The 25841-nt window shown below is 59.3% G+C and carries 29 protein-coding genes; 18 read left to right on the forward strand and 11 right to left on the reverse strand.

What is annotated here, in order from left to right; translation table 11 throughout:
• The first annotated feature begins 7 nt into the window (after nt 1–7).
• Nucleotides 8–1021: an aldo/keto reductase gene (locus ABTV87_RS15405; RefSeq protein WP_129973253.1), complete on the forward strand. Its 1014-nt coding sequence runs from the start codon at nt 8–10 to the stop codon at nt 1019–1021.
• A gap of 139 nt (nt 1022–1160) precedes the next feature.
• Entirely contained in the window at nt 1161–2042 is an 882-nt protein-coding gene (gene rarD / locus ABTV87_RS15410) for an EamA family transporter RarD (protein ID WP_258711796.1), read from the forward strand.
• A gap of 127 nt (nt 2043–2169) precedes the next feature.
• On the opposite strand, the gene hppD is transcribed toward rarD, so the two are convergent.
• A complete protein-coding gene (hppD, locus tag ABTV87_RS15415) occupies nt 2170–3246 on the reverse strand; it encodes a 4-hydroxyphenylpyruvate dioxygenase (RefSeq protein ID WP_007958955.1) in 1077 nt (358 codons plus the stop codon).
• Nucleotides 3247–3492: 246 nt separating this feature from the next.
• On the reverse strand, nt 3493–4440 hold the full coding sequence (locus tag ABTV87_RS15420; RefSeq protein WP_433897853.1) for a DMT family transporter: 948 nt from the start codon (nt 4438–4440) through the stop codon (nt 3493–3495).
• A gap of 77 nt (nt 4441–4517) precedes the next feature.
• Between ABTV87_RS15420 and ABTV87_RS15425 the strand changes: the two genes are divergently transcribed.
• The 3 genes from ABTV87_RS15425 (at nt 4518) to ABTV87_RS15435 (ending at nt 7632) form a co-directional block, all read left to right on the forward strand.
• Nucleotides 4518–5390, forward strand: coding sequence for a LysR family transcriptional regulator (locus ABTV87_RS15425; protein WP_433897854.1), 873 nt, complete (start codon nt 4518–4520; stop codon nt 5388–5390).
• Between the two features lie 106 nt (nt 5391–5496).
• Nucleotides 5497–7032, forward strand: a complete 1536-nt coding sequence (locus ABTV87_RS15430) for an EAL domain-containing protein (protein ID WP_433897855.1) — start codon at nt 5497–5499, stop codon at nt 7030–7032.
• 234 nt (nt 7033–7266) lie between these two features.
• Nucleotides 7267–7632, forward strand: coding sequence for a histone-like nucleoid-structuring protein, MvaT/MvaU family (locus ABTV87_RS15435; RefSeq protein WP_011334329.1), 366 nt, complete (start codon nt 7267–7269; stop codon nt 7630–7632).
• A gap of 207 nt (nt 7633–7839) precedes the next feature.
• Here ABTV87_RS15435 and ABTV87_RS15440 read toward each other — a convergent pair whose 3' ends face one another.
• Nucleotides 7840–8358, reverse strand: a complete 519-nt coding sequence (locus tag ABTV87_RS15440; protein ID WP_221535004.1) for a DUF4946 domain-containing protein — start codon at nt 8356–8358, stop codon at nt 7840–7842.
• Nucleotides 8359–8500: 142 nt separating this feature from the next.
• Here ABTV87_RS15440 and gloA point away from each other — a divergent pair, with 142 nt between their 5' ends.
• Entirely contained in the window at nt 8501–9022 is a 522-nt protein-coding gene (gene gloA / locus ABTV87_RS15445) for a lactoylglutathione lyase (RefSeq protein WP_065260490.1), read from the forward strand.
• A gap of 82 nt (nt 9023–9104) precedes the next feature.
• Here the strand turns inward: gloA and ahpF are convergent, their stop codons facing one another.
• The 3 genes from ahpF to ABTV87_RS15460 form a co-directional block, all read right to left on the reverse strand.
• Complete coding sequence (gene ahpF, locus ABTV87_RS15450) at nt 9105–10667, reverse strand: alkyl hydroperoxide reductase subunit F (RefSeq protein WP_433897856.1); 1563 nt, start codon at nt 10665–10667, stop codon at nt 9105–9107.
• Between the two features lie 128 nt (nt 10668–10795).
• Nucleotides 10796–11359, reverse strand: a complete 564-nt coding sequence (gene ahpC, locus ABTV87_RS15455; protein ID WP_007958941.1) for an alkyl hydroperoxide reductase subunit C — start codon at nt 11357–11359, stop codon at nt 10796–10798.
• Between the two features lie 136 nt (nt 11360–11495).
• Entirely contained in the window at nt 11496–12434 is a 939-nt protein-coding gene (locus ABTV87_RS15460) for a site-specific integrase (protein ID WP_221535006.1), read from the reverse strand.
• Between the two features lie 177 nt (nt 12435–12611).
• On the opposite strand from ABTV87_RS15460, the gene ABTV87_RS15465 reads away from it, so the two are divergent.
• Nucleotides 12612–13616, forward strand: coding sequence for a DNA-binding protein (locus tag ABTV87_RS15465; protein ID WP_433897857.1), 1005 nt, complete (start codon nt 12612–12614; stop codon nt 13614–13616).
• Here the strand turns inward: ABTV87_RS15465 and gorA are convergent.
• Nucleotides 13613–14971, reverse strand: a complete 1359-nt coding sequence (gene gorA, locus ABTV87_RS15470) for a glutathione-disulfide reductase (protein ID WP_433897858.1) — start codon at nt 14969–14971, stop codon at nt 13613–13615. The genes ABTV87_RS15465 and gorA overlap by 4 nt on opposite strands.
• Before the next feature lie 129 nt (nt 14972–15100).
• Entirely contained in the window at nt 15101–15940 is an 840-nt protein-coding gene (gene galU / locus ABTV87_RS15475; protein WP_007958937.1) for a UTP--glucose-1-phosphate uridylyltransferase GalU, read from the reverse strand.
• Nucleotides 15941–16187: 247 nt separating this feature from the next.
• Here galU and ABTV87_RS15480 point away from each other — a divergent pair, with 247 nt between their 5' ends.
• Together ABTV87_RS15480 and ABTV87_RS15485 are read left to right on the forward strand one after the other, a co-directional pair.
• Nucleotides 16188–16376, forward strand: coding sequence for a hypothetical protein (locus ABTV87_RS15480; protein WP_007958936.1), 189 nt, complete (start codon nt 16188–16190; stop codon nt 16374–16376).
• 140 nt (nt 16377–16516) lie between these two features.
• Nucleotides 16517–16813 (forward strand): hypothetical protein, encoded by a 297-nt coding sequence (locus ABTV87_RS15485; protein ID WP_127798285.1) that lies wholly within the window; start codon nt 16517–16519, stop codon nt 16811–16813.
• Nucleotides 16814–16815: 2 nt separating this feature from the next.
• On the opposite strand, the gene ABTV87_RS15490 is transcribed toward ABTV87_RS15485, so the two are convergent.
• The gene (locus tag ABTV87_RS15490; protein ID WP_011334337.1) at nt 16816–17046 is read right to left on the reverse strand and encodes a hypothetical protein; all 231 of its coding nucleotides are present in this window, start codon (nt 17044–17046) and stop codon (nt 16816–16818) included.
• Nucleotides 17047–17118: 72 nt separating this feature from the next.
• Nucleotides 17119–17475 carry a hypothetical protein gene (locus ABTV87_RS15495; RefSeq protein WP_039768742.1) on the reverse strand — a complete coding sequence of 119 codons (357 nt, stop codon included), beginning with the start codon at nt 17473–17475 and terminating at the stop codon, nt 17119–17121.
• A 211-nt stretch (nt 17476–17686) separates the two neighbouring features.
• On the opposite strand from ABTV87_RS15495, the gene ABTV87_RS15500 reads away from it, so the two are divergent.
• The 5 genes from ABTV87_RS15500 (at nt 17687) to ada (ending at nt 20828) form a co-directional block, all read left to right on the forward strand.
• Nucleotides 17687–17989 (forward strand): DUF1883 domain-containing protein, encoded by a 303-nt coding sequence (locus ABTV87_RS15500; protein ID WP_007958929.1) that lies wholly within the window; start codon nt 17687–17689, stop codon nt 17987–17989.
• Between the two features lie 34 nt (nt 17990–18023).
• Nucleotides 18024–18194 (forward strand): hypothetical protein, encoded by a 171-nt coding sequence (locus ABTV87_RS15505; protein ID WP_007958927.1) that lies wholly within the window; start codon nt 18024–18026, stop codon nt 18192–18194.
• Nucleotides 18195–18284: 90 nt separating this feature from the next.
• Nucleotides 18285–18998 carry a 2OG-Fe(II) oxygenase gene (locus ABTV87_RS15510; RefSeq protein WP_433897859.1) on the forward strand — a complete coding sequence of 238 codons (714 nt, stop codon included), beginning with the start codon at nt 18285–18287 and terminating at the stop codon, nt 18996–18998.
• A 5-nt stretch (nt 18999–19003) separates the two neighbouring features.
• The gene (gene alkB / locus ABTV87_RS15515) at nt 19004–19666 is read left to right on the forward strand and encodes a DNA oxidative demethylase AlkB (protein ID WP_433897860.1); all 663 of its coding nucleotides are present in this window, start codon (nt 19004–19006) and stop codon (nt 19664–19666) included.
• Between the two features lie 88 nt (nt 19667–19754).
• Nucleotides 19755–20828 (forward strand): bifunctional DNA-binding transcriptional regulator/O6-methylguanine-DNA methyltransferase Ada, encoded by a 1074-nt coding sequence (ada, locus tag ABTV87_RS15520; protein WP_433897861.1) that lies wholly within the window; start codon nt 19755–19757, stop codon nt 20826–20828.
• Here the strand turns inward: ada and acuI are convergent, their stop codons facing one another.
• A complete protein-coding gene (acuI, locus tag ABTV87_RS15525) occupies nt 20829–21812 on the reverse strand; it encodes an acrylyl-CoA reductase (NADPH) (RefSeq protein ID WP_433897862.1) in 984 nt (327 codons plus the stop codon). It abuts the gene before it with no gap.
• 214 nt (nt 21813–22026) lie between these two features.
• Here acuI and ABTV87_RS15530 point away from each other — a divergent pair, with 214 nt between their 5' ends.
• From ABTV87_RS15530 to modC, 4 genes are all read left to right on the forward strand, one after another.
• Nucleotides 22027–23088 (forward strand): NAD(P)H-dependent flavin oxidoreductase, encoded by a 1062-nt coding sequence (locus ABTV87_RS15530; protein WP_221535020.1) that lies wholly within the window; start codon nt 22027–22029, stop codon nt 23086–23088.
• A 172-nt stretch (nt 23089–23260) separates the two neighbouring features.
• Nucleotides 23261–24016 carry a molybdate ABC transporter substrate-binding protein gene (gene modA, locus ABTV87_RS15535; RefSeq protein WP_221535021.1) on the forward strand — a complete coding sequence of 252 codons (756 nt, stop codon included), beginning with the start codon at nt 23261–23263 and terminating at the stop codon, nt 24014–24016.
• Nucleotides 24017–24697 (forward strand): molybdate ABC transporter permease subunit, encoded by a 681-nt coding sequence (gene modB, locus ABTV87_RS15540; RefSeq protein WP_007958914.1) that lies wholly within the window; start codon nt 24017–24019, stop codon nt 24695–24697.
• A gap of 3 nt (nt 24698–24700) precedes the next feature.
• The gene (gene modC / locus ABTV87_RS15545) at nt 24701–25780 is read left to right on the forward strand and encodes a molybdenum ABC transporter ATP-binding protein (RefSeq protein ID WP_433897863.1); all 1080 of its coding nucleotides are present in this window, start codon (nt 24701–24703) and stop codon (nt 25778–25780) included.
• Nucleotides 25781–25841 lie beyond the last annotated feature (61 nt).

Raw genomic sequence — 25841 nt, forward strand, 5'->3', positions numbered from 1 at the left:
TTTCGGCATGAGCTATCGCACACTGGGTCACTCGGGGTTGCAGGTGTCCACCCTCACCCTCGGCACGATGATGTTCGGCGAGCAGACCAGCGCGGAAGATTCGCTGCGTATCATCGACAAGGCCTGGGATCAGGGCATCAATTTCATCGACACCGCCGACGTCTACACCAACGGCCGTTCGGAAGAGATCGTCGGCGAGGCCATCGCCCGTCATCGGCATGAATGGGTGCTGGCGACCAAGGTCGGCTTCGGCCCGGTGGACGGCGTGCCGAATCGCAGCGGTCTGAGCCGCAAGCACATCTTCAACGGTCTGGAGGCCAGCCTGACCCGGCTTGGCACCGACTACCTCGACATCTATTACCTGCACCGCGAAGACCACAACACCCCGCTGGAGGTGACGATCTCGGCGATTGGCGATCTGATTCGCCAGGGCAAGATCCGTTATTGGGGCCTGTCGAACTATCGCGGCTGGCGGATTGCCGAGGTGATTCGCGTGGCGGACAAACTGGGCGTTGATCGGCCGGTGATCAGCCAGCCGCTCTACAACATCGTCAACCGTCAGGCCGAAACCGAACAGATCACCGCCGCCCAGACTTACGGCCTCGGCGTGGTGCCTTACAGCCCGCTGGCCCGTGGCGTGCTCAGCGGCAAGTACGCACCGGACGTGACGCCGGACGCCAACAGCCGTGCCGGGCGCCAGGACAAACGGATTCTGGAAACTGAATGGCGGGTGGAGTCGTTGCGCATTGCCCAGCAGATTCAGCAATACACTCAGGAGCGTGGGGTCGGGATTGTCGAGTTTGCGATTGCCTGGGTGCTGAACAACGGCGCGGTGACGTCGGCGATTGTCGGGCCGCGTACTGAGGAACAGTGGGATGCGTACACCAAGGCGCAGGCGGTGAAGATTACGGCGGAGGATGAGGCGTTTATCGACTCACTGGTGACGCCGGGGCATGCGTCTACGCCGGGGTTTAATGATGTGAGTCATTTTGTGTCGGGCCGTAAGCCGCATCAGGCTTAAGCACCTATGCTTCGACACAGGTCTCTGTTCTCACGGGACCTGTGTCGGATGTTGGAAATATTGATCACTCGGCCAATATTCACCACAAAAACCACGTATCCTGCGCGCCCCGTTTCACCATCACCCCCGCGAGGACAGTTTGTCTAAAGGCATTGCTCTATCGGTGACAGCATCGACGCTGTTCGCCGTCATGTATTACTACACCTCGCTGCTCACCCCGTTGAGCGGCGTGGAAATCTTCGGTTGGCGGATGCTGCTGACCGTGCCCTGCATGACCGTGTTCATGTTGCTGTCCGGCGAATGGCGGCGGGTGCTGGAGCTGCTGCGCCGGGTCCCTGCGCTGCCGAAGTTGATCGGTGGCCTGATCGTTTCGTCCGCGTTGCTCGGCGTGCAGTTGTGGCTGTTCATGTGGGCGCCGCTCAACGGCTACAGCCTTGATGTGTCGCTGGGTTACTTCCTGCTGCCGTTGTCCATGGTCCTGACCGGGCGCATCGCTTATGGCGAAAACCTGTCATACCTGCAAAAAGTCGCGGTGTTTTTTGCCAGCCTCGGTGTGTTGAACGAGTTGTATCAGGTCGGCGGGTTTTCCTGGGCGACGCTGGTCGTAGTCGTCGGTTACCCGTTGTATTTCGTGCTGCGCAAATACCTCAAGACCGACAACCTCGGCGGTTTGTGGGTCGACATGACTTTGATGCTGCCGGTGGCGTACTGGTTTGTGCGCGGCGGCGAACAGGGTTTCGGCGTGTTCGATCAGTACCCGGCGCTGACATGGCTGATTCCGCTGCTCGGTCTGATCAGTGCCTCGGCACTGGTGGTGTACATCATCGCCAGTCGTTTGCTGCCATTCAGCCTGTTTGGTTTGTTGAGTTACGTTGAGCCGGTGCTGTTGCTGGGTGTGGCGCTGTTGCTCGGCGAAAGCATCAAGCCTGGAGAATGGCTGACCTACATCCCGATCTGGCTCGCCGTGGTGGTGCTGGTGTTTGAAGGGTTCAAACATCTGATGCGCCAGCGCAGGCCTTAAAAGCAGCACAAAACAAATGTGGGAGCGGGCTTGCTCGCGAAAGCAATCGTTCATTCAACACTTCAGTTGACTGATCCGACGCCTTCGCGAGCAAGCCCGCTCCCACATTTTTTATCGGTGCAGCTAATTACTCGGTAGCGAGCACGCCACGACGCACCTGGTCACGCTCGATCGATTCGAACAGTGCCTTGAAGTTGCCTTCGCCGAAGCCATCGTCGCCCTTGCGCTGGATGAATTCGAAGAACACCGGGCCCATCAGGGTTTCCGAGAAGATCTGCAGCAGCAGACGCTTGTCTTCTTTATCCGACGCACCGTCGAGCAGGATGCCGCGCGATTGCAACTGATCGACCGGCTCGCCGTGGTTCGGCAGGCGGCCTTCGAGCATTTCGTAGTAGGTGTCCGGCGGCGCGGTCATGAAGCGCATGCCGATCTTCTTCAACTGATCCCAGGTCTTGACCAGGTCGTCGGTGAGGAACGCCACGTGCTGGATGCCTTCGCCGTTGAACTGCATCAGGAACTCTTCGATCTGCCCGGCGCCCTTCGACGATTCTTCGTTGAGCGGGATGCGGATCATGCCGTCCGGTGCGGTCATCGCTTTCGAGGTCAGGCCGGTGTATTCGCCCTTGATGTCGAAGTAGCGGATCTCACGGAAGTTGAACAGCTTCTCGTAGAAGTTCGCCCAGTAGGCCATGCGACCGCGATACACGTTGTGGGTCAGGTGATCGATGATCTTCAGGCCGGCACCGACCGGGTTGCGGTCAACGCCTTCCAGGAACACGAAGTCGATGTCATAGATCGAGCTGCCTTCGCCGAAACGGTCGATCAGGTACAACGGCGCGCCGCCAATGCCTTTGATCGCCGGCAGGTTCAGTTCCATCGGACCGGTTTCGATGTGGATCGGCTGGGCGCCGAGTTCCAGTGCACGGTTGTAGGCCTTCTGCGAATCCTTGACCCGGAACGCCATGCCGCACACCGACGGGCCGTGTTCAGCCGCGAAGTACGAAGCAACGCTGTGGGGTTCGTTGTTGAGGATCAGGTTGATCGCACCCTGGCGATACAGGTGCACGTTCTTGGAACGGTGGGTCGCGACCTTGGTGAAGCCCATGATCTCGAAGATCGGCTCAAGGGTGCCAGGAGTCGGCGATGCGAACTCGATGAACTCGAAGCCCATCAGGCCCATTGGGTTTTCGTATAAATCTGCCATGGTTGGCGCCTCATCATTCTTATCAATTAACCAGAGTTATTTGTCAGTAATGCTGAGACCGGTGGGTGGCGCACAGGAGATGCCACGCACACTGCGGGCGAGGAAGTCACCGTAGATCAGTTGAAACCCGAATATCTTCATTGTCGACCCAAGGCTCTTGCGGGCGAGGCTTCTGCTGCCAGAAGACGATTATTATTGTATGCGTAACCCGATTCTACACAGCGTAAATAGGGTTGTCTGCCCTCTCTATAAAATCCGCTTTTTTCCGGCCGGTGCAAGGGGTTTGTTGCACAGCCAGATGCCCGCCAGAATCAGCACGCCGCCCAGGCACATGGCCAGCGTCAGCTGTTCACCCAGCAGGATTGCACCGGCCAGCACGGCGGTCAGCGGGTTGAGCGCGATGAACACGCCGGAGCGCGTGGCGCCGATCTTGCGGATGCCATCGTAGTAACCGATGTAGGCCAGCGCCGAGCCGAGCACGCCCAGATAGGCCAGGCTCAGCCATTGGCGCGTGCCAAGCGCGGCCAGCGCTGCAACGTCCACTTCGCCCCGGTTCAGGGCCAGCGCCCACAACATCAGGGTGCCCAGCAGAATCGAAAAGGTCACGGTCTGCACCGGGCCGATGCTCTGGTTGAGGCTGCGGGAGAACAGCGAATAGACGCCCCAGCTCAAAACGCAGCCGAGGATCAGCAGATCGCCAATCCACGCGTCCGGCGTTTCGCTCAGCAGTTGCGGATTGCGACTGACGATCACCACACCCGCCCCGCTGATGCAGATTGCGATGCCGATCACCTTCAATCGACTCAGCCGCTCATTGAACAGCAGCCATGACGCCAGACCGATTACCGCCGGATTCAGCGCCACGATCAACGAGGCCCGGGAAGCGTTGATGTACTGCAACCCGTAAAAGAAGCACAGGTTGTAGAAGAAAATTCCGAAGAACCCCAACAGGGCCAGTAGCAGCCATTGCCTGAACGTGGGCCGCGCCAACCGTATTCGAGCGAGCCTTAAACACACGACCAACGCCACACTGGCCAGCAGAAACCGCAGGCTGGCGGCGAACACCGGGCACAGGCTGCCAGCAAGAAATCGCCCGGCTACCCACGTTCCGCCCCAGATCATGGTGACCAGGGCCAGGTTCAGGTAGACGGGCATGTCCGAGGCGGCCGGACGGACAGGTTCATGACAACTCATAACGCTCCCAACGATGAGACTGACGGATGACGTATCATTCGATTGATTCCTCATCATCGTAAAATGAGTCTTTACTCATGACCCTGACCCAACTCGAAATCTTCTCGCTGGTGGCCGAACTGCGCGGTTTCACCCTCGCCGCCCATCGTCTGGGGATTTCCCAGTCGGCGGTGTCCCACGCCTTGAAATCTCTGGAACAGGAACTGGGCGTCGAGCTGCTGCGCCGCCATCAATCCCAAGTGGAACTGAGCGACATCGGCGAACAATTGCTGCTGCGGGCGCGGGCGATGCTTGGTTTGGCCAATACGTTGCGCCAGGAGGCGGCGGATGCGCGGGGCATGAAACGCGGCACGCTGCGCATCGGCTCGTTCGGGCCGACGTCTTCGATCAAATTGTTGCCGCGGATTCTTCAGCAGTATCGCGAGGCGCATCCGGGGATCGAAGTGCACATCGATGAAGGCCCGGATCGGCAGGTCATTCAGTGGCTGGAGGAGCGGCGGATCGATATCGGTTTTGTGGTGCTGCCCGAGGAGCGCTTCGACACGTTCGCCTTGATTGAAGATCAGATGGTCGCCCTGCTCCCGCTCGGTCAACCGTTGGCGGCGCACGAATCCGTGACGCTGAAAGACTTATGCAACGATCCGTTCGTGCTGACCGAGGCAGGTTCGTCGGAGCTGGTATCGCGCCTGTTCAACGCGGCGCGGTTGAGCCCGAACATCCGCTATCGCTGCTCGCAGCTGCTCAGCACACTCGACACCGTGGGCCGGGGCGATGCGATGACTGTGGTGGCTGAAAGTTCGTTACCTTTCGATCCCGACCCTCGCTATGTCAAGCGACCGCTGTCTCCCGCCGTCACCCGACAAGTCGGTCTGGCGGTGCTGGATCAGCGCCAGGCATCGCCCGCCACGCTGGCATTCATTCAGCTGGCAACACGGCTGGATTATCGTTGAGCGGCGCAGCTGTCATTGGCCATCTATCATGGGCTCAGACCTCGGGCTTTGCGCGCACGCTTCGCCTGCCATCAAGAGCCCCACTCCATCGCGACAGGATGCGCCAATGCCACTGACCGTCAGGCCCCGCCGCAATCGCAGCACCCGGATTATCGTGACATTACTGTGCGGCCTGCTGCCGATCGTACTCGGCAGCGTGATTCTTTATATGCAGGCCGGACGCGCCCTTCAGCAGAGTTCGCAACACACCGCCGATGAAGCCCTGCGGCAGTTCGAACTGATGCTCGACAACACCGCCCAGGCCGCCCGCGAACTGTTGCCTTTGGCCGGCCAGACCTGCGAGACCGTCAAACTGGCGTTGCGCGAACAAGTCACTCGCCGTCCGTTCGTGCGCTCGACCAATCTGGTGTGGGACGACAATCTCTATTGCAGTTCGCTGTTCGGCGACTTCAAGGAAGCGGTGAATCCGGGCGACTACGCCCAGGGCAAGTTGTGGCTCATGAACGGCAACCCGGTCACGCCTGACACCGCGCTGCTGGTCTATCGCCTGAGCGAGGGCCGCGGCGGCGCACTGACCACGCTGGACGGCTATCACCTGAGCAACATTCTGCGCCTGATCGGCCGGCACACGTTGTTATTGCTGCAAGTCGGCAACAACTGGCTCTCCGCCGACGGCAAAGTGCATCAGGGCGCCCTGCCCGCGTTGCCCGTGGCGCAAAGTACCTTGCACTCGTCGCACTACGCGTTCTCGGTCAGCGCCGCGTTTCCGGCAGGCGAAACCTGGCGCTACATGAAAGACGAGTACCCGCCGCTGTTCAGTCTGCTGATGTTCTTCGGTGCGGTATCGGGAGCGATCGGCTACATCGTGCAGAGGCGCTCCACCTCGCCCAGCCATGAAATGCTGCGAGCGCTGGAGGCGGGAGAATTCATTCCGTACTTTCAACCGGTGGTGCACGGCGACAGCAAACGCTGGTCGGGCGCGGAAGTGCTGATGCGCTGGAACCATCCCAAGGAGGGGCTGGTGCGTCCGGACCTGTTCATACCCTTTGCCGAACACTCCGGGTTGATCGTGCCGATGACCCGCGCCTTGATGCAGCAAACTGCTGTCGTGCTGGGGCCGCTGTCAGCAACCTTTACCGCGCCGTTCCACATCGGCATCAACATCACCGCCAGCCACTGCCACGATCTGGAGCTGGTTGAGGATTGCCGTGAATTTTTGTCAGCGTTCCAGCCCGGCAGCATCAGCCTGGTACTGGAGTTGACCGAACGCGAGCTGATCGAGCCCTCCGACATCACCCATCAACTGTTCGCGCAGCTGCGTGCAATGGGCGTGAAGATCGCGATTGACGACTTTGGTACCGGCCATTCAAGCCTTGGCTACTTGAGGACTTTCAATGTCGACTTCCTCAAGATCGATCAGACATTTGTCGCCATGATCGATAAAGACGCCCTGTCCCGGCACATTCTGGACAGCATCATCGAGCTTTCCACCAAACTGGATCTGGGCATTGTGGCCGAAGGTGTCGAGACGCAAGCCCAGTGCGATTATCTGGCAGCCCACCATGTCAACTTTCTGCAAGGCTACCTTTTTGGCAAACCGATGCCGGCTGCAGACTTCATCGAAGCATTAACTCATCATTAACTTGGCGGGATAAATCCTGACTCGCCGACAGCTCGCACCAAATTGATACAAAACAGCGTTGTTGTTACATGAAGAAAAAGTCAGGATTTACTCTTGTCGCATTAACTACTACAATTTTTCTTACCTGTTGCAAGATGGGCAGGTGAGCCATTATCACCGAGTCGCTTCAAGGCTCTTGGCTTATAGCTTTGTTTGCGGTTGGTATCAGCCAAACACACTATTGGAGTAAAGATATTGTCCAGACTCGCTGAATTTCGTGCAGCTGAAAAGGCCCTTCAGGAACAGCTCAAGCAGCTGGAATCGCTGAAGAACGATGCCGGGCTCAAGAAAGAAATCGAATTCGAAGAAAAGCTCCAGGGGCTGATGAAAACCTACGGCAAAGGCCTGAAAGACATCATCGCCATTCTCGATCCGAACCCGGCGAAATCCGGTCTGCAATCGACCGCCGCACCTAAAACCCGCCGCGCTCGCGTGGTCAAGGTCTATCAGAACCCGCACACCGGCGAGCTGATCGAGACCAAGGGTGGCAACCACCGTGGCCTGAAAGCCTGGAAGGAACAATACGGTGCAGCCACCGTTGATTCCTGGTTGCGCGGTTAATCCCTCGCAAACATGAAAGCCCTGCATATGCAGGGCTTTTTTTCGGACAATATTTAACAAATGCAACGATTTTTCTGGCGGGCAAGTTGAATCTCAAACCGTTCTCGCGCTGAAACTATGCTTCCGAATGTTGCCCCGTTAGCCGGAGATTAACTTTATGTTTAATCAGTTCCGGTATCTAACATCAGGCTGACCACGAACAGACGACTAGAATTTCAAGCTGTTTCGCGCAGCCATTATGTCGTCGCCGCTCGCCTTATAAACCTCCGCCTGCCCGGCATACGAAAGTACGTAAGCCTTATCCGCCTCGACCGCTGCAACCAATGTTTGCGACAACACATGACGGCCGTTTTCAGTCACCGTACAAGTGGTTTCAAGCGCAGTCATCGAGCCCAGCGTACTCGCGTGAACCTTGTTGCAGACACTCTGATAACCGCTCTGGAAAAAGTCTTTCTGCACCGACTTGCGCATTTCCAGCAACACGCCCTGCAAGTTGACCTGATGACCACTTTCCACGCGGGTCATCGTCAACTCCATCACCATCACCTGATTGCCATCGGCGTCAGTCTTCACTGCCCGCTGACGGGAGACTTCCGGGGAGGTTTCGGGCAGCGCCTCGACTTCCCAACCGGCGGGCCAGGTGATGCTCGGCGCCTCGGCAAATGCCGGCAGAGCAAGCAGGGAAAAACCCAGGAAAACGAACAGCGATTTGAACGGTCGGATCATTACCAGAGGCACTCGCGGATTGAGCCGTAAAGTCTGAGGCCCGCCCGCTCGCAGGGCAAGCCCGCGCTTTCGGTTTGGCGATGCTGCCAGGCATGCGTATCATTGCGCCCATTCACTCGCCCCAATTTGTTACGGAGGGCTCATGAGCCTGCAAGAACTGAACACTTTCCCTGGCGTCACCGCCACCCCGGACAGCGCAACCCGCAACTTCGTGTTCAACCACACCATGCTGCGCGTCAAAGACATCACCAAGTCGCTGGATTTCTACACCCGCGTACTGGGTTTCTCGCTGGTAGAAAAACGTGACTTCCCGGAAGCGGAATTCAGCCTGTACTTCCTCGCCCTGGTCGACAAATCGCAGATCCCGGCCGACGCCGCTGCGCGCACCGAGTGGATGAAGTCGATTCCCGGCATTCTGGAACTGACCCACAACCACGGCACCGAGAACGACGCGGATTTCGCCTACCACAACGGCAATACCGACCCGCGCGGTTTCGGTCACATCTGCATCTCGGTACCGGACATCGTCGCTGCCTGCGCGCGCTTTGAAGAACTGGGCTGCGACTTCCAGAAGCGCCTGACCGATGGCCGCATGAAGAGCTTGGCGTTCATCAAGGATCCGGATGGCTACTGGGTCGAGATCATTCAGCCAGCTCCGCTGTAAAGCTGGACCTGGGTAAAAAGCAACACGCAAAGAAAAACCCCCATCATCGCTGATGAGGGTTTTTCTTTTTCAGGCCCGGGATTTACGCCGGAGCCGAAGTGCGGATCAGGTGATCGAAAGCACTGAGGGAAGCCTTGGCGCCCTCGCCCACTGCAATCACGATCTGCTTGTAAGGCACGGTGGTCACGTCGCCGGCAGCGAAGATACCCGGGATCGAGGTTTCACCTCGGTTGTCGACAATGATCTCGCCGCGCGGCGACAGCTCGATGGTGCCTTTGAGCCAATCGGTGTTGGGCAGCAGACCGATCTGCACGAAGATCCCTTCCAGCTCGACCGTGCGCAGTTCGTCAGTATTGCGATCCTTGTAGCGCAGGCCGTTGACCTTTTGACCGTCACCGGTGACTTCGGTGGTCAGCGCACTGGTGATCACGGTGACGTTCGGCAGGCTGTGCAGCTTGCGTTGCAAAACGGCGTCGGCACGCAACTGAACGTCGAACTCCAGCAAGGTGACGTGAGAGACGATACCGGCCAGATCGATAGCCGCTTCGACGCCGGAGTTACCGCCGCCAATCACTGCCACACGCTTGCCTTTGAACAGCGGACCGTCACAGTGCGGGCAGTACGCCACGCCTTTGTTGCGGTATTCCTGCTCGCCCGGCACGTTCATTTCACGCCAGCGCGCGCCGGTCGCCAGAATCACGCTCTTGGCCTTGAGGGTCGCGCCGCTGGCGAAGTGAACCTCATGCAGCTCGCCATTCTTGCCGGGGATCAGCTTGTCGGCGCGTTGCAGGTTCATGATGTCGACGTCGTACTGTTTGACGTGTTCTTCCAGCGCGGTCGCCAGTTTCGGGCCTTCGGTTTCCTGCACGGAAATGAAGTTCTCGATGGCCATGGTGTCCAGCACCTGACCGCCGAAGCGCTCGGCTGCAACACCGGTGCGAATGCCTTTACGTGCGGCGTAGATCGCCGCCGAAGCACCGGCCGGGCCACCGCCGACCACCAGCACATCAAAGGCTTGCTTGGCGCTGATTTTCTCGGCCTGACGCTCGATTGCGCCGGTGTCGAGCTTGGCGAGGATTTCTTCCAGGCCCATGCGGCCCTGGCCGAAGTTTTCGCCGTTCAGGTAAATGCTCGGCACAGCCATGATCTTGCGATCGTTGACTTCGTCCTGGAACAGCGCGCCGTCGATGGCGACGTGGCGGATGTTCGGGTTCAGCACGGCCATCAGGTTCAGCGCCTGAACGACGTCCGGGCAGTTCTGGCAGGACAGCGAGAAGTAAGTCTCGAAGTTGAACTCGCCCTTGAGCGAGCGGATCTGTTCGATCACTTCGACACTGGCCTTCGAAGGGTGGCCGCCGACTTGCAGCAGGGCCAGCACCAGCGAAGTGAATTCATGGCCCATCGGGATGCCGGCGAAACGCAGGCTGATATCGGCACCGGGGCGGTTGACCGAGAACGACGGTTTTCGCGCATCGTCGCCGCTGTCGATCAAGGTAATCTGGTGCGAAAGACTGGCAACGTCTTTCAGCAGGTCGAGCATTTCACGGGATTTCGCACCGTCGTCGAGTGAAGCAACGATCTCGATCGGCTGGGTGACCCGTTCCAGGTACGATTTCAACTGGGCTTTAAGATTGGCGTCCAACATACGGGCGATCTCCTGACTTTATTTGAGGCGAAAAAAAGCCCGAGCGAATCTCGCCCGGGCTTTTCTATTGGGCGGTGCAGCTTACTTAAGTAGGTGCGGAGTCCCGCCCTGCATTGCGTGTCACAGACTTAGATCTTGCCGACCAGGTCCAGGGACGGAGCCAGAGTGGCCTCGCCTTCTTTCCATTTGGCCGGGCAAACTTCGCCTGGGTGAGCAGCAACGTACTGAGCAGCCTTGATTTTGCGCAGCAGCTCGGAAGCGTCACGGCCAACGCCGCCATCGTTCAGTTCAACGATTTTGATCTGGCCTTCAGGGTTGATCACGAAGGTGCCACGATCCGCCAGACCAGCTTCTTCGATCAGCACGTCGAAGTTGCGGGAGATGACCTGAGTCGGGTCGCCGATCATGGTGTACTGGATTTTGCCGATGGCTGGCGAAGTGTTGTGCCAGGCAGCGTGGGCAAAGTGGGTGTCGGTCGAAACGCTGTAGATCTCTACGCCCAGTTTCTGGAAGGCGGCGTAGTTGTCAGCCAGGTCTTCGAGCTCGGTTGGGCAAACGAAAGTGAAGTCGGCCGGGTAGAAGAACACTACGGACCATTTGCCTTTCAGGTCAGCGTCCGAGACTTGTACGAAGTCGCCGTTTTTGAACGCGGTAGCTTTGAACGGTTTTACTTGGCTGTTGATGATAGGCATTGATGACTCTCCGTTAGGGTTGTGAATTCGATGGGTGAATCCTACCCAGTCACTCGACGGATGGCTCATTGGCAAACCTGATGCTGCTGATTTGTTTTCGCTATTAGCTGAGGGTATTAATAGAAGAAAACGATATCTACGGCGACAGCGGCTTATCCGTAATCCGGGCCATCCCGTGAAAGGGGCTCGCTTCAACATAGCGCATGGCGGACTTCATATCCTTCCAGCCCACGTAACTCATCAATGATTTGAGATCCCAGCCGCTTTGATGGGCCCACGTTGCGAAGCCGCGTCGCAGGGAATGGCTGGTGTAGCGCTCGGCGGAGATCCCCGCGCGCTCCAGGGCCTGACGCAGCAACGGAATCACGCTGTTGGCGTGCAAACCCTCCTCGCTCAGATTGCCCCAGCGGTCGACGGCGCGAAATACCGGACCTCGCACCAGTGCCGCTTCGGTGATCCATTCGATGTAAGCCTGCACCGGGCATAGCTTCAATAACGCCGGAGCCTGATAGGTCTGACCGAGGTTTTCCCGGTCGCCCTTGCTACGCGGCAGGTAAAGGGTGATACCGCTGCCGGCGTGCGCCTGCACGTGTTCGATCTGCACCCGACACAATTCATCACTACGAAAGCCGCGCCAGAAGCCCAGCAGGATTAAAGCCCGATCACGGCAGGCTCTGAGCAACAGCGGCCGGTCCTGATTCTCTCTAGCGTCCTTCATTTCCTGCTCAAGCCAGGCGACGGTCTGCTCAAGATCGCGCAGCTGCAGCGGCTCGGCCTGCTTTTCCTGCGCGGGATGCAGCGCACGAATGCCCTTGAACACTTTGCGCACCACCGGCGACTTGGTGGGATCGGCGAAGCCCTGACTGTTGTGCCACTGCGCCAGCGCCGACAGACGCAACTTCAGCGTGTTGACCGACAGCACGCCGGCATGCGCCACCAGATACCGCGCGATGCTGTCCGCTGTCGCGGGCAGGAACCCACCCCAGACCGTTTCGAAATGCTCGACGGCCGAACGATAGCTGCGGCGGGTGTTGTCACGGGTGGCGGCTTGCAGATAGCGATCGATATCGCTCATGGGCTGATTTTCTCGCGGCGTACTGAGGGTTTGTGCGGAAACCGATTTTAGGGGTTTCACATGGGGTAATACCAGTATATCCCGCCCGTTTATCGGTGCTTGTTTCACTTTATTTTCAACATGGTACACTGCGTACTTTGGTGGCATGTACCACAGTACGAAATGGTAGGAGCAGATATGGCCCGTGGCGGTGTTAACAAAGCAGTAGTTCAGATCGCGCGCACAGCGATCCTCGCCCGTGGCGAACACCCCAGCATCGACGCAGTACGCATCGAGCTGGGCAATACGGGTTCCAAAACCACGATTCATCGCTACCTGAAGGAGCTCGATGACGGCAGCGAACCGGCCGATCGTTCGGCAGAGCCCATCGATGACGAGCTGCTGGCGCTCGTCACGCGCCTTGCCCAACGCTTGAAAGAACAGGCTCAGGAGCCGATTGATCAGGCGCGCGAGCAGTACGAGCAACAGCGTCAGGCGCTGGAGGACGAGCTGAATCAGCTTCGTCAGGATCACGCGCAACTGGAGAAGAAGCACGACATTCAGGCCGCCGCGCTGACCAAGGAATCCGAAGCCCTGAGCGACACCCGCTCGATGCTACAGACCGAACAGACCCGCAACGCCGGGCTGAATCAGGCGCTGGCCGATTTTGAATTGCGCTTGCAGGACAAGGACGAGCAGATCCGCTCGCTGGAAGAAAAGCACCTGCACGCCCGCGATGCGCTTGAGCACTACCGCAACGCCATCAAGGAACAGCGCGAGCAGGAACAAAGTCGTCACGAAACCCAGGTGCAGCAGTTGCAGATGGAGCTGCGTCAGGCGCAGCAAAGCGCACTGGTACGCCAGGACGAAATCACCCAGCTGCACCGCGACAACGAACGCCTGCTGACCGAAAATCGCGGCACCGTACGCGAACTAAGCCTGATGCAGGATCAGCTCAAACACAGCAATCAGCGTCAGGATCAATTGCTGGAGCAAGTGTCCCGCGTCGACAGCGAGCGCACCCTCCTCCAGGAACGTCTGCGCGTGGCGCTGCTGGAAAGCCAGACGCTCAAGCAAAACGTCGACGAGCAGTCGCAGCTCAATCAGTCATTGGAGAAGGAGTTGACCAAGGCGCAAGACAGCCTGCGCCTGGCCACCACCGTTGCGGCAGCGCCAGACGCAGCAGAACCGAAAAAGACTTAAGCGCCGACCGGCGTACGCATGGTGACAAATTCTTCGGCCGCCGTCGGGTGCACCCCGATGGTGTCGTCGAAGTCACGCTTGGTGGCGCCAGCCTTCAACGCGATCGCCAGACCTTGCACGATCTCGCCAGCATCCGGCCCGACCATGTGACAGCCCAGCACCTTGTCGGACTTGCCATCGACCACCAGTTTCATCAGCGTGCGCTCCTGGCAGTCCGTCAGGGTCAGCTTCATCGGCCGGAAGCGGCTTTCGTAGATCACGACTTCGTGACCCGCTTCCCGCGCCTCTTCTTCGGTCAGGCCGACGGTACCGATGTTCGGCAGACTGAACACTGCCGTGGGGATCATCTTGTAATCCACTGGGCGGTATTGCTCAGGTTTGAACAGGCGCCGTGCCACTGCCATGCCTTCAGCCAGCGCCACTGGCGTCAACTGCACACGACCGATGACATCGCCCAGCGCCAGAATTGACGGCTCGGTGGTTTGATATTGCTCGTCGACTTTGATGAAGCCCTTGTCGTCGAGCTGCACCTCAGTATTTTCCAGCCCCAGATTGTCCAGCATCGGACGTCGGCCGGTGGCGTAGAACACACAATCCGCTTCCAGTACGCGACCATCCTTGAGGGTCGCCTTCAGGCTGCCGTCGGATTGCTTGTCGATGCGGGCAATGTCGGCATTGAATTGCAAATCCAGACCGCGCTTGGTCAGTTCTTCCTGCAGATGCTTGCGAACCGAACCGTCGAAACCACGCAGGAACAGATCCCCGCGATACAACAATGTCGTGTTGGCGCCCAAGCCATGGAAAATTCCGGCAAATTCGACGGCAATGTAACCGCCACCGACGACCAGTACACGCTTGGGCAGTTCTTTGAGGAAGAACGCCTGGTTCGAGCTGATCGCATGCTCATGCCCCGGAATCTCGGGGATCTGCGGCCAGCCACCGGTGGCGATCAGAATATTTTTCGCGGTGTAGCGCTCGCCGTTGACCTCAACTTCGTGCGGACCAACGATTTTCGCGTGGGCTTCATGCAGCGTCACACCGCTGTTGACCAGCAGATTGCGATAAATGCCGTTCAGGCGATTGATCTCGCGATCCTTGTTGGCAATCAGCGTGGCCCAATCGAAATCCGCCTCACCCAGGCTCCAGCCAAAACCCGAGGATTGTTCGAAGTCTTCGGCAAAGTGAGCGCCGTACACCAACAGTTTTTTCGGTACGCAACCGACGTTGACGCAAGTACCGCCCAGATAACGGCTCTCGGCCACCGCCACTTTCGCACCGAACCCGGCAGCAAAACGCGCAGCCCGCACACCGCCGGAACCGGCGCCAATCACATAAAGGTCAAAATCGTAGGCCATTTCTATCTCCTCGGCAGGCGATCAGCATACCCGCCGTCGTCCGTTGGGCAAGTACTCCTGCCGATAAAGGGGCGGAAAATGAAAAAGCCACCCGAAGGTGGCTTTTTCGTGCAGGCAGATCAGGCTTTATCAGTAAGCCTTGCCAGTCTTGTAGAAGTTCTCGAAGCAGAAGTTGGTTGCTTCGATGTAGCCTTCAGCACCACCGCAGTCGAAACGCTTGCCCTTGAACTTGTAGGCCATCACGCAGCCGTTCTGGGCTTGTTTCATCAGGGCGTCGGTGATCTGGATTTCACCGCCTTTGCCTGGCTCGGTCTGTTCGATCAGGTCGAAGATGTCCGGGGTCAGGATGTAACGGCCGATGATCGCCAGGTTCGACGGTGCGTCTTCCGGCTTTGGCTTCTCGACCATGCTGTGTACGCGGTAGATGTCGTCGCGGATCATTTCGCCAGCGATCACGCCGTACTTGCTGGTTTCCTGCGGATCGACTTCCTGGATGGCAATGATCGAGCAGCGGAACTGCTTGTACAGCTTGACCATCTGGGTCAGCACGCCGTCGCCTTCAAGGTTGACGCACAGGTCGTCCGCCAGCACCACGGCGAACGGCTCGTCACCGATCAGCGGGCGGCCGGTCAGGATCGCGTGACCCAGGCCTTTCATTTCGGTCTGACGGGTGTAGGAGAACGAGCACTCGTCCAACAGCTTGCGGATACCGACCAGGTATTTTTCCTTGTCGGTGCCTTTGATCTGGTTTTCCAGCTCATAGCTGATGTCGAAGTGGTCTTCCAGGGCACGCTTGCCACGGCCGGTCACGATGGAGATTTCGTTCAGGCCAGCATCCAGAGCTTCTTCGACGCCGTACTGGATCAGTGGCTTGTTTACCACCGGCAGCATTTCTTTGGGCATGGCCTTAGTCGCTGGGAGGAAGCGAGTACCGTAACCGGCTGCTGGGAACAAGCATTTCTTGATCATATAAGTCCTTGAAAGGGCTGTGTGTACGAGTTTCGGCGCAGTCTAATCAGGCGGAGCGCACCTTACAATGCCCCGCACTGGCTAACCGATGTCAACATAGAGAAATATTCCGGCGGATAGTTCAATCCGCTCGCAGAGGCTGCGCAATCAGCGTAGCCCAAAGATCTCGGAACACCTCATCGACCTGCGCCAGATCGCCGATTTACCGTTATCATGGCGCCTTTGAACCAGCCAACGAGGCCGTTAGATGTCCGCAGCAAAAATCATCAATGGGTACACCGTCGCCAAGGGGAAAGATGGCCAGTGGCATATCACCGCCGCCAACGGCGAAGATGTGTCCGGCCCGTTGCCCACTGAAGCGATGGCGATTGAAGTAGCCGCGGTGCTTGATTACACGCCTCCTGCACCGAAACGTCGCGGCAAGGATCAAGACTGATCCGCAACGACGAATCCCGGCCCTGCCTTCGCGCAGGGCTTTTTTTGGACTGCGCACAAAGACGTGGCCAATCGCTATAACCTTTTCATGCCGGCGCTGTCATAGCGTCTAGCCCCCTCATCCTCGAAGACGACATTGCCATGATCAACCGCCCCTTCATCAGCTTCCTGCCCCTGATTGCGCTCGCGGCCCTGGCCGGCTGCGCCACCTCGCAGACCACCTACCTGAACAACGGAGAACAAGGGTTGAGCATCGACTGCTCCGGCGAAGCCAATTCCTGGGCCACCTGTTATGAAAAGGCGGACGCATCGTGCGCCGGAACCGGTTACCGCATCGTCGGGACCGACGGCACACCGGCGCCCAAGGAAGACGACAAGACGCTGGGCGTCGATGTCGGTAATTACAAAACCCGTAGCGTGGTGGTCGTGTGTAAATAGCCTTACATGTGAATTTCGGCGAACTTGATCCCCAGCCCGCGCACGACCTCGATCAGGTCGTCGAGCCGGTTGAAGGACTCGACTTCGTCGTTATCGTCGACCAGAAAGTAACTGCGACCGGCGCTTTTCTTGAAAAACACGATCCACTCCCCCGGATTCGCCGGGTTCTGGATCACATGGGTCGCCGCAATGAGCCCTTCCTTGTGTCGCTCCCGCACCTGCTCTCTCTTCATTCACCTCTCCAGAAATGACAATGCCGCCACAGCAACGCTGTGACGGCATCAATGCTGACTGCTGACAGTCTATCAGCCGGAAATACAGGCCGTGGCGGCTTTGCGCACATCCCATGGACGCAGCGGCACATTGGACATCCGCTCGTGCAGCTTGATGCTGCTGCCACCGGAGCGATCCTCGATGTCAAACACCGCGGCCGGACCCGATCCCAGCTTGCCCGGAACGATGACCCGGACTTCGTCCTTGTTCCGCTCTACCTGCAGGGCACCCCGGCTGCTGGACAGCTTTTCAGCCAGGCACTCAGCATATTCATGGGGTTTCTTGCCGGAAATGACGTTCATGGTCGGCAACGTTTCATTGATTTCCGAAACGCTTGCGCAACCACCCATAGCCAATGCCAACGGCAGAATCACCACACCCCACTTCATACAAAACCTCCGATAAAGACCCTCCGACAGCACGAATGCCGTTTTTCTCCGAGGCCTGCTGCATTTAACTCACATAGAATCGTGAATATCTGTTTTTAATTGTCAAAGCGTTGTCTGACAGCCGGATAATAACCTGTCCGGGCTGATAAACTGCGCCAATCGACAATGCTATCGTTTTGATTTTGTAGAAAAAGCCCTTCTGGAGGCGCCCATGAAATTCATTCACCAACGCGAGCACCTCAACGAAGACGACATCGTCGTCATCCAATGCTCGCAAACCTGCAACATCCGCTTGATGAACGACGCCAACTTCCGCAGCTTCAAGAATGGCGGCCGTCACACCTATCACGGCGGTGCTTTCGACACGTTCCCGGCCCGCATTACCGCCCCGAGCACCGGTTTCTGGAACATCACCATCGACACCGTCAATCGCCGGGCGATCAGCGTGACCCGCAAGCCGACCCTGACGCACTCGATCAAGATCATTCGCCGCTCCAGCTCCAAACTCAGCTGAGCAGTTCCGCCAACGCAGACAGGTAAGCATCAACGTGGCCCAAACGACCAAATACGTGATCAAGTACAAACTCAACGGTGAACGCCGCTTCGAGTTCGCCCAGCTGGAAAACGGCACGCCGGAAGAAGCCAAGGCCGCACTGGATGCCCTGCATGGCCAGAGCGATGATGTGATCAGCGACATCAGCGTCAGCAAGGCCCTGTAAGACCCGGACGAAATTCGACCGCAAGCGGCGGAGTGTTGCGACCGGGTGGACGGCCCAGACTGATACCTGAATGTAAGCCAAGGAATCAGCATGTCACCCTCACCCGCCTCCCCGCTCGATGCGCTCGACTGGATTGCTCTGGAGCAGCAACTGGATCAGGACGGTTGTGCCGTCATCCGCACGCTGCTGCGCCCGGACACCTGTGATCGGTTGAGTGCGCTTTACCCACAAAGTGAACCGTTTCGATCCCAGGTCATCATGGCCCGCCACGGTTTCGGGCGCGGGGATTACAAATACCTGCGCTATCCGCTTCCCCCCGTGGTGGAACGCCTGCGCAGCGCGCTTTACCCGCGACTCGTGCCTCTGGCCAACCGCTGGCATGAACGAATGGGCCTGCCAGCGCGCTTTCCAGAGCAACACAGCGAGTTTCTCGAACGCTGTCACGCCGCCGGTCAACTGCGACCTACCCCGCTCTTGCTGCAATACGGTCCGCAGGACTACAACTGTCTGCATCAGGACCTGTACGGCGAACATGTATTTCCGTTGCAGGTGGCGATTCTTCTGTCAGAACCTGGCGAAGACTTCACCGGCGGTGAGTTCGTCATGACCGAACAACGTCCGAGAATGCAGTCCCGTCCGCTGGTGATGGACCTGAGAAAAGGCGACGCGCTGATCTTTGCCGTCAACCAGCGCCCGGTCAAAGGCGTGCGCGGCGACTATCGGGTGACGATGCGCCACGGTGTCAGCCGACTGCACAGCGGAAAACGGCATACTCTGGGCATCATCTTCCACGACGCGACCTGACGATCATGCAAACCAACTTCGATCTGTTCGCCGACACAGAATCCGAGCAGCCCCGGCGCGCCGAACAGATCGGCGAGCAGTCCTGGGTGCTGCGCGGCTTTGCCCTGCCGCAAATCGAGCAGTTGTTGCCGGCGCTGGAATCGATCATCACCCGTGCCCCATTGCGCCACATGATGACGCCCGGGGGCTTCAGTATGTCGGTGGCCACCAGCAGTTGCGGCGCACTGGGCTGGATCACCGATCGAAGCGGCTACCGCTATTCATCCGAAGATCCCGTGAGCCACCAACCCTGGCCAGCCATGCCCGAGGTGTTTCGCGAGCTGGCCCAGACCGCAGCGAATCGCGCCGGATTTGCCGACTTCGTACCGGATTCCTGCCTGATCAATCGTTATGTCCCAGGCGCGAAGATGTCGTTGCATCAGGACAAAGACGAAAACGCCTACGAAGCGCCGATCGTTTCTCTGTCATTGGGCTTGCCCGCAACATTTCTGTTCGGCGGTTTCGCTCGCGGCGACAGGAGCCAGAAGATTTCGCTGCTGCACGGCGACATGGTGATCTGGGGCGGCGTCGACCGACTGCGCTATCACGGCATCCTGCCGATCAAGCCTGGCCGGCACCCGCGCCTTGGCGAACAGCGCTTCAACCTGACGTTTCGCACCGCTGGATAATCCTGCAAAGTTTGACCGCAAGGGTCGGAGTGTTCCGGCCGGTGGCACTGGTTAACCTGAAATTCAACAGGTCAACGGACTCTCCATCATGAAAACGCTTTCCACCTCGCTGAACACTGAAGACGATCCACGCTGGGCCGCTGTCGTCGCACGCGACCCTCGGGCGGACGGCCAGTTTGTCTATGCCGTGAAAACCACCGGCATCTATTGCCGCCCCAGCAGCCTGGCGCGCTTGCCGAAACCGCAGAACGTCGAGTTCTTCGACACCGCCGAGGACGCCGAGGCAGCGGGCTATCGCCCCAGCAAACGGGCGAGCAAGGATCAGACCGAAGTCGCTGCACAGCACGCCGCCACCGTTGCCGCAGCCTGCCGACAGATCGAGGCGTCGGAAAACCTGCCGGCGCTCAACGATCTCGCCGAAACCGCCGGCCTGAGCGCCTTCCATTTTCATCGTGTGTTCAAAGCCGCAACGGGCCTGACGCCCAAAGGTTACGCCGCCGCGCATCGCTCGCGCCGGGTTCGTCAGCGTCTGGCCGACGGCGGCTCGGTGACCGAAGCGCTGTATGACGCCGGCTTTAATTCCAACAGCCGTTTCTACGAGGCGGCCGATCAGGTGCTGGGCATGAAACCCGGCGACTTCCGGGCCGCCGGCCAGAACAACGACATCCGCTTCGCCGTCGGCCAGTGCTCGCTCGGCGCCATTCTAGTGGCACAGAGCGAGCGCGGGATCTGCGCGATTCTGTTGGGGGACGATCCGCACCAATTGGTGTGCGACCTGCAGGACCAGTTTCGCCGGGCCAACCTGATCGGCGCCGACACCGAGTTCGAACAGCTGATCGCCCGCGTCGTCGGCTTCATCGAAGCGCCTGCCATCGGCCTGAATTTGCCGCTGGATGTGCGCGGCACGGCGTTTCAGGAACGGGTGTGGCAGGCGCTGCGCGAAATACCGGTCGGCAGCACCGCCAGCTATGCGGATATCGCCTTGCGTATCGGCTCGCCAAAAGCCGTGCGCGCAGTGGCTCAGGCTTGCGGCGCCAACAGCCTCGCAGTGGCCATTCCTTGCCACCGCGTGGTGCGCAGCGACGGCAATCTCAGCGGCTACCGCTGGGGCGTGGAGCGCAAGCGCGAATTGCTCGAGCGTGAAGGCAAAACCCGACAGTAATCAGCGATTCACATCAACTACAACTCGCCCCCGGAGTTGCCCCGCCAGCAACTTCGGTGCCGCGTCGATAGCTTCGCCGAGGCTGATTTCATGGCTGATCAGTGGCAAAAGGGCAAAATCCAGATCCTTCGCCAGACGATCCCAGGCCTCGATGCGGCGGGCCTTGAGTTGGGTCACGCTGTTGATCCCGGCCAGCGTCACGCCACGCAAAATGAACGGCGCGACTGAGGCCGGGAAGTCCATGCCCTGAGCCAGACCGCACGCAGCCACGGTGCCTTCGGCCCGTGTGCTGGCGCAGGCATTGGCCAGCGTGTGACTGCCGACTGAATCGATGACACCCGCCCAGCGCTCCTTGCCCAGCGGCTTGCCGGGTTCGGAAAGAGTGGCGCGATCAATGATTTCGCTGGCACCCAGTTGTTTCAGGTATTCGTGTTCCGACACCCGACCGGTCGAAGCGACCACGCGGTAGCCCAGCTTGCTCAACAATGCGATGGCAAAACTGCCGACGCCGCCGTTGGCACCGGTCACCAGCACTTCGCCCTGTTGCGGGGTCACGCCGTTGCGTTCCAGCGCCATGACGCACAGCATCGCCGTATAACCGGCCGTGCCGATGGCCATGGCTTGCGCGGCGGTGAATGCCTTGGGCAGCGGAATCAGCCAGTCACCGTTCAATCGCGCTTTTTGCGCCAGACCGCCCCAGTGGTTTTCACCGACGCCCCAGCCGTTGAGCAAAACCGCATCGCCGACCTTGTAGTCCGGGTGCGAACTGACTTCAACGGTGCCCGCCAGATCGATCCCCGGCACCATCGGAAACTTGCGCACCACCGGGCTGCTGCCGGTGATCGCCAGGCCGTCCTTGAAATTCAGCGTGCTGTAAGCGACGCGTACCGTCACATCGCCCTCCGGCAACTGCTCGTCGTTGATCTCCTGCAGGTTGGCGCGATAACCGCTGTCGTCTTTGTCGATCAAAATGCCTTTGAACATGACTGCCTCTCACGGGTGGAATTCAGGATGTCGAGGGATTGAAATAGCACACTGCAACATTTTGCCCCACTCGACCTTTAGCCAATCGGGCCCGAACGCCGAGCCAACGCCGGCTGTTCAAGCTACAAATCTGTGCTGGTCATGGGGGTGGCTTTGCGTTAAAAAACCGGCTGCTACCGTCCCTGCCCTGTTTTGTTGTCGGAGAAGCTATTCCATGAGCCAATGGCCTGATACCCGCATTCTTGACCTGTTCGGCATCGAACTGCCAATCATCCAGGGCCCCATGGCCGGTGCCACCAACTCATCCATGGTCATCGCAGCGTGCAACGCCGGTGGCCTCGGTTCGATGCCGGCCGCGATGCTGACCATCGAGCAACTGCGCGAAGAGCTGAAGACCATTCGCCAGGGCACGAGCAAGCCGTTCAACGTCAACTTCTTCTGCCATCAACCGCCGGCCGCCGATGAGCAAAAGGCCCGTGACTGGAAAAACCTGCTGGAACCCTACTATCGCGAACTGGGTGTCGATTTCGATGCACCGACGCCGGTCTCCAACCGCGCGCCCTTCGATGCCGCCGCCTGCGAAGTGCTGGAAGAGTTTCGCCCTGAAGTGGTGAGCTTCCACTTCGGTCTGCCGGAAAAATCCCTGCTGGATCGGGTCAAGGCCACCGGTGCGAAAATCATCTCATCGGCGACCACCGTCGACGAAGCGATCTGGCTGGAGCAGAACGGTTGCGACGCGATCATCGCCATGGGTTACGAGGCCGGTGGCCATCGCGGGATGTTCCTCAGCGCTGACCTGAGCAGCCAGGTCGGTACGTTTGCCCTGGTGCCGCAAGTGGTCGACGCGGTCAGCGTGCCGGTGATTGCTGCTGGTGCGATTGCCGATGCGCGCGGCGTGGCGGCAGCGTTCCTGCTCGGCGCTTCAGCGGTTCAGGTCGGGACAGCGTATCTGTTTACCCCGGAAGCGAAAGTCAGTGCGTCGCACCACAAGGCCTTGCGTACCGCCAAGGAAAGCGAGACGGCGGTGACCAACCTGTTTACCGGACGCCCGGCGCGGGGGATTCTCAATCGGGTGATGCGGGAGCTGGGCCCGATGTCGGACAAGGCCCCTGCCTTTCCACTGGCAGGCGGTGCCTTGATGCCGTTGCGCGCGAAGGGTGAGGCGGAGTTCAGCAACCTCTGGGCCGGCCAGGCGTTCACGCTCGGCAAAGACCTCGGCACCGCTGAACTGACCCGGCAACTGGCGGTAGGCGCACTGGCAAAACTGACGCGATGATGACCCCGAACGGGTGAGGAGCGTGGCGCCCTCACCCGTTTCAAAGCAGTGCTTCCCGTTTGGCGGCATTTCGCTATATATTTCGCTATATAGCGTTTCGCCCCCTCGCATCGGCGCAGTCTACCTTCCAATAACAACTGCCCACTGCACTTGCCACCCACGGAGCCGTTACATGATCAATCGTGCCTCACGTTTTGCCCCTGCCCTGCTCGCGGTATTCGCCATCGGCGCCGCGCAGGCTGACGAAGTGCAAGTCGCGGTCGCGGCCAACTTCACCGCGCCAATCCAGGCGATTGCCGCCGATTTCGAAAAAGACACCGGGCACAAACTGGTCGCTGCATACGGCGCTACCGGCCAGTTCTACACCCAGATCAAAAACGGCGCGCCGTTCGAGGTGTTCCTCTCGGCCGATGACACCACCCCTGAAAAACTCGAGAAAGAAGGCGACACCGTCAAAGGTTCGCGCTTCACCTACGCCATCGGCACCCTGGCGCTGTGGTCGGCCAAGGAAGGTTACGTCGATGCCAAAGGCGACGTTCTGAAGAAAAACGAGTACCAGCATCTGTCCATCGCCAACCCGAAAGCCGCCCCTTATGGTCTGGCCGCCACTCAGGTGCTGGAAAAACTGAAACTGACTGAAGCCACCAAGACCAAGATCGTCGAAGGCCAGAACATCACCCAGGCCTATCAGTTCGTGTCCACCGGCAACGCCGAGCTGGGCTTCGTCGCCCTGTCGCAGATCTACAAGGACGGCAAGGTCAGCAGCGGCTCGGCGTGGATCGTTCCGGCGAGCATGCACGACCCGATCAAGCAAGACGCGGTGATCCTCAACAAGGGCAAGGACAACGCCGCTGCCAAAGCGCTGGTTGATTACCTCAAAGGCCCGAAAGCCGCTGCGGTCATCAAGTCCTACGGTTACCAGCTGTAAATGTCGCTCACGAGTGCCGATTTTGCGGCGATCTGGCTGACCCTGAAACTGGCGTCCCTGACCACCGCGATCCTGCTGGTCGTCGGCACTCCGATTGCCCTGTGGTTGTCGCGCAGCCGCTCCTGGTTGCGCGGCCCCATCGGCGCGATTGTTGCCCTGCCGTTGGTGCTGCCACCGACGGTCATCGGTTTCTATCTGCTGCTGGCCCTTGGCCCCAATGGCTTCATTGGTCATTTCACCCAATGGCTGGGGCTTGGCACCTTGACCTTCAGCTTCACCGGCCTTGTGATCGGCTCGGTGCTCTATTCCATGCCGTTCGTGGTGCAGCCGTTGCAAAACGCCTTCTCCGCGATCGGCACTCGCCCACTGGAAGTGGCCGCGACATTACGCGCCAATCCTTGGGACACTTTTTTCAGCGTGATTCTGCCCCTGGCCCGTCCCGGCTTCATCACTGCGGCAATCCTCGGCTTCGCCCACACCGTCGGCGAATTCGGTGTGGTGCTGATGATCGGTGGGAATATTCCCGACAAGACCCGGGTAGTTTCCGTACAAATCTACGACCACGTCGAAGCCATGGAGTACGCGCAGGCGCACTGGCTCGCCGGGGCGATGCTGGTGTTTTCGTTTCTGGTGTTGCTGGCGCTGTATTCCAGCCGCAAGACCCGCGCGGGCTGGAGCTGATCGATGATTGATGCACGTCTGAAACTGGCCTGGTCGGGCTTCAGCCTCGATGTCGATCTGCAGATGCCCGGTCGCGGCGTGACCGCGCTGTTCGGTCAGTCCGGATCGGGCAAGACCACGTGCCTGCGCTGCATCGCCGGGCTTGAACGCGCGCCGCAGGCGTTTATCCGCATCAATGACGAGGTCTGGCAGGACAGCGAACAAGGTATTTTCGTGCCGCCGCACAAACGCGCGCTCGGCTATGTCTTTCAAGAAGCCAGCCTGTTTCCGCACCTGTCGGTGTTGGCCAATCTGCAATTCGGCCTCAAGCGAATTCCCAAGGCGCAGCGCCGGGTCGACATGACCCAAGCCACAGAACTGCTAGGCATCGGCCACTTGCTCGATCGTCACCCTCAGCACTTGTCCGGCGGTGAGCGCCAGCGTGTCGGCATCGCTCGCGCGCTGTTGACCAGTCCCAGACTGCTGCTGATGGACGAGCCTTTGGCGGCCCTCGACAGTCAGCGCAAAAGCGAAATCCTGCCCTACCTGCAACGCCTGCACGACGAACTGGAAATCCCGGTGCTGTATGTCAGTCATGCTCAGGACGAAGTGGCCAGGCTCGCCGATCACCTGGTGTTGCTCAGCGACGGCAAAGCGCTGGCCAGCGGTCCGATTGGCGAAACCCTGGCGCGGCTCGACCTGCCCCTGGCCATGGACAACGACGCCGGCGTGATCATCGAAGGCCAGGTCAGCGGCTACGATGCCGACTATCAATTGCTCACCCTGCAACTGCCGGACTCGTCACTGAACATCCGCGTGACCCACGCGCCGATGACGACGGGCCAGAGATTGCGTTGCAAGGTTCACGCGCGCGACATCAGCCTGACTCTGCAAAACAGCGAGTTCAGCAGCATCCTCAATCGCCTGCCGGTCACGGTCGTCAGCGAACAACCGGCCGATAACGCCGCCCACGTGCTCATCCGCCTCGATGCCGGGGGCACACCGTTGCTGGCGCGCATCACTCGCTATTCACGGGATCAGCTTGGCGTGCATCCGGGCCAGTCATTGTGGGCCCAGATCAAGGCTGTCGCGGTACTGGCGTAAATCTGCGGGCACGACCGTCATGACGCGCGGTCAATGGCTTTAACAGCCTGAATTGCCGCGA

The sequence above is a fragment of the Pseudomonas sp. PSE1(2024) genome (assembly GCF_050990555.1).
GTDB classification, from domain to species: domain Bacteria; phylum Pseudomonadota; class Gammaproteobacteria; order Pseudomonadales; family Pseudomonadaceae; genus Aquipseudomonas; species Aquipseudomonas aphyarum.

What these genes read in the sequence shown, in the direction of transcription:
- galU (WP_007958937.1), bottom strand. Translation starts at nt 15,940, where the DNA reads ATGATCAAGAAATGCTTGTTCCCAGCAGCCGGTTACGGTACTCGCTTC.
- gorA (WP_433897858.1), bottom strand. Translation starts at nt 14,971, where the DNA reads ATGGCCTACGATTTTGACCTTTATGTGATTGGCGCCGGTTCCGGCGGT.
- ahpC (WP_007958941.1), bottom strand. Translation starts at nt 11,359, where the DNA reads ATGCCTATCATCAACAGCCAAGTAAAACCGTTCAAAGCTACCGCGTTC.
- modC (WP_433897863.1), top strand. Translation starts at nt 24,701, where the DNA reads ATGATTGATGCACGTCTGAAACTGGCCTGGTCGGGCTTCAGCCTCGAT.
- ABTV87_RS15500 (WP_007958929.1), top strand. Translation starts at nt 17,687, where the DNA reads ATGAAATTCATTCACCAACGCGAGCACCTCAACGAAGACGACATCGTC.
- modA (WP_221535021.1), top strand. Translation starts at nt 23,261, where the DNA reads ATGATCAATCGTGCCTCACGTTTTGCCCCTGCCCTGCTCGCGGTATTC.
- gloA (WP_065260490.1), top strand. Translation starts at nt 8,501, where the DNA reads ATGAGCCTGCAAGAACTGAACACTTTCCCTGGCGTCACCGCCACCCCG.
- hppD (WP_007958955.1), bottom strand. Translation starts at nt 3,246, where the DNA reads ATGGCAGATTTATACGAAAACCCAATGGGCCTGATGGGCTTCGAGTTC.
- ABTV87_RS15425 (WP_433897854.1), top strand. Translation starts at nt 4,518, where the DNA reads ATGACCCTGACCCAACTCGAAATCTTCTCGCTGGTGGCCGAACTGCGC.
- ABTV87_RS15460 (WP_221535006.1), bottom strand. Translation starts at nt 12,434, where the DNA reads ATGAGCGATATCGATCGCTATCTGCAAGCCGCCACCCGTGACAACACC.
- ABTV87_RS15510 (WP_433897859.1), top strand. Translation starts at nt 18,285, where the DNA reads ATGTCACCCTCACCCGCCTCCCCGCTCGATGCGCTCGACTGGATTGCT.
- ABTV87_RS15530 (WP_221535020.1), top strand. Translation starts at nt 22,027, where the DNA reads ATGAGCCAATGGCCTGATACCCGCATTCTTGACCTGTTCGGCATCGAA.
- ABTV87_RS15485 (WP_127798285.1), top strand. Translation starts at nt 16,517, where the DNA reads ATGATCAACCGCCCCTTCATCAGCTTCCTGCCCCTGATTGCGCTCGCG.
- ahpF (WP_433897856.1), bottom strand. Translation starts at nt 10,667, where the DNA reads ATGTTGGACGCCAATCTTAAAGCCCAGTTGAAATCGTACCTGGAACGG.
- ABTV87_RS15430 (WP_433897855.1), top strand. Translation starts at nt 5,497, where the DNA reads ATGCCACTGACCGTCAGGCCCCGCCGCAATCGCAGCACCCGGATTATC.
- ada (WP_433897861.1), top strand. Translation starts at nt 19,755, where the DNA reads ATGAAAACGCTTTCCACCTCGCTGAACACTGAAGACGATCCACGCTGG.
- ABTV87_RS15420 (WP_433897853.1), bottom strand. Translation starts at nt 4,440, where the DNA reads ATGAGTTGTCATGAACCTGTCCGTCCGGCCGCCTCGGACATGCCCGTC.
- ABTV87_RS15465 (WP_433897857.1), top strand. Translation starts at nt 12,612, where the DNA reads ATGGCCCGTGGCGGTGTTAACAAAGCAGTAGTTCAGATCGCGCGCACA.
- ABTV87_RS15480 (WP_007958936.1), top strand. Translation starts at nt 16,188, where the DNA reads ATGTCCGCAGCAAAAATCATCAATGGGTACACCGTCGCCAAGGGGAAA.
- ABTV87_RS15490 (WP_011334337.1), bottom strand. Translation starts at nt 17,046, where the DNA reads ATGAAGAGAGAGCAGGTGCGGGAGCGACACAAGGAAGGGCTCATTGCG.
- ABTV87_RS15440 (WP_221535004.1), bottom strand. Translation starts at nt 8,358, where the DNA reads ATGATCCGACCGTTCAAATCGCTGTTCGTTTTCCTGGGTTTTTCCCTG.
- acuI (WP_433897862.1), bottom strand. Translation starts at nt 21,812, where the DNA reads ATGTTCAAAGGCATTTTGATCGACAAAGACGACAGCGGTTATCGCGCC.
- ABTV87_RS15405 (WP_129973253.1), top strand. Translation starts at nt 8, where the DNA reads ATGAGCTATCGCACACTGGGTCACTCGGGGTTGCAGGTGTCCACCCTC.
- alkB (WP_433897860.1), top strand. Translation starts at nt 19,004, where the DNA reads ATGCAAACCAACTTCGATCTGTTCGCCGACACAGAATCCGAGCAGCCC.
- modB (WP_007958914.1), top strand. Translation starts at nt 24,017, where the DNA reads ATGTCGCTCACGAGTGCCGATTTTGCGGCGATCTGGCTGACCCTGAAA.
- ABTV87_RS15495 (WP_039768742.1), bottom strand. Translation starts at nt 17,475, where the DNA reads ATGAAGTGGGGTGTGGTGATTCTGCCGTTGGCATTGGCTATGGGTGGT.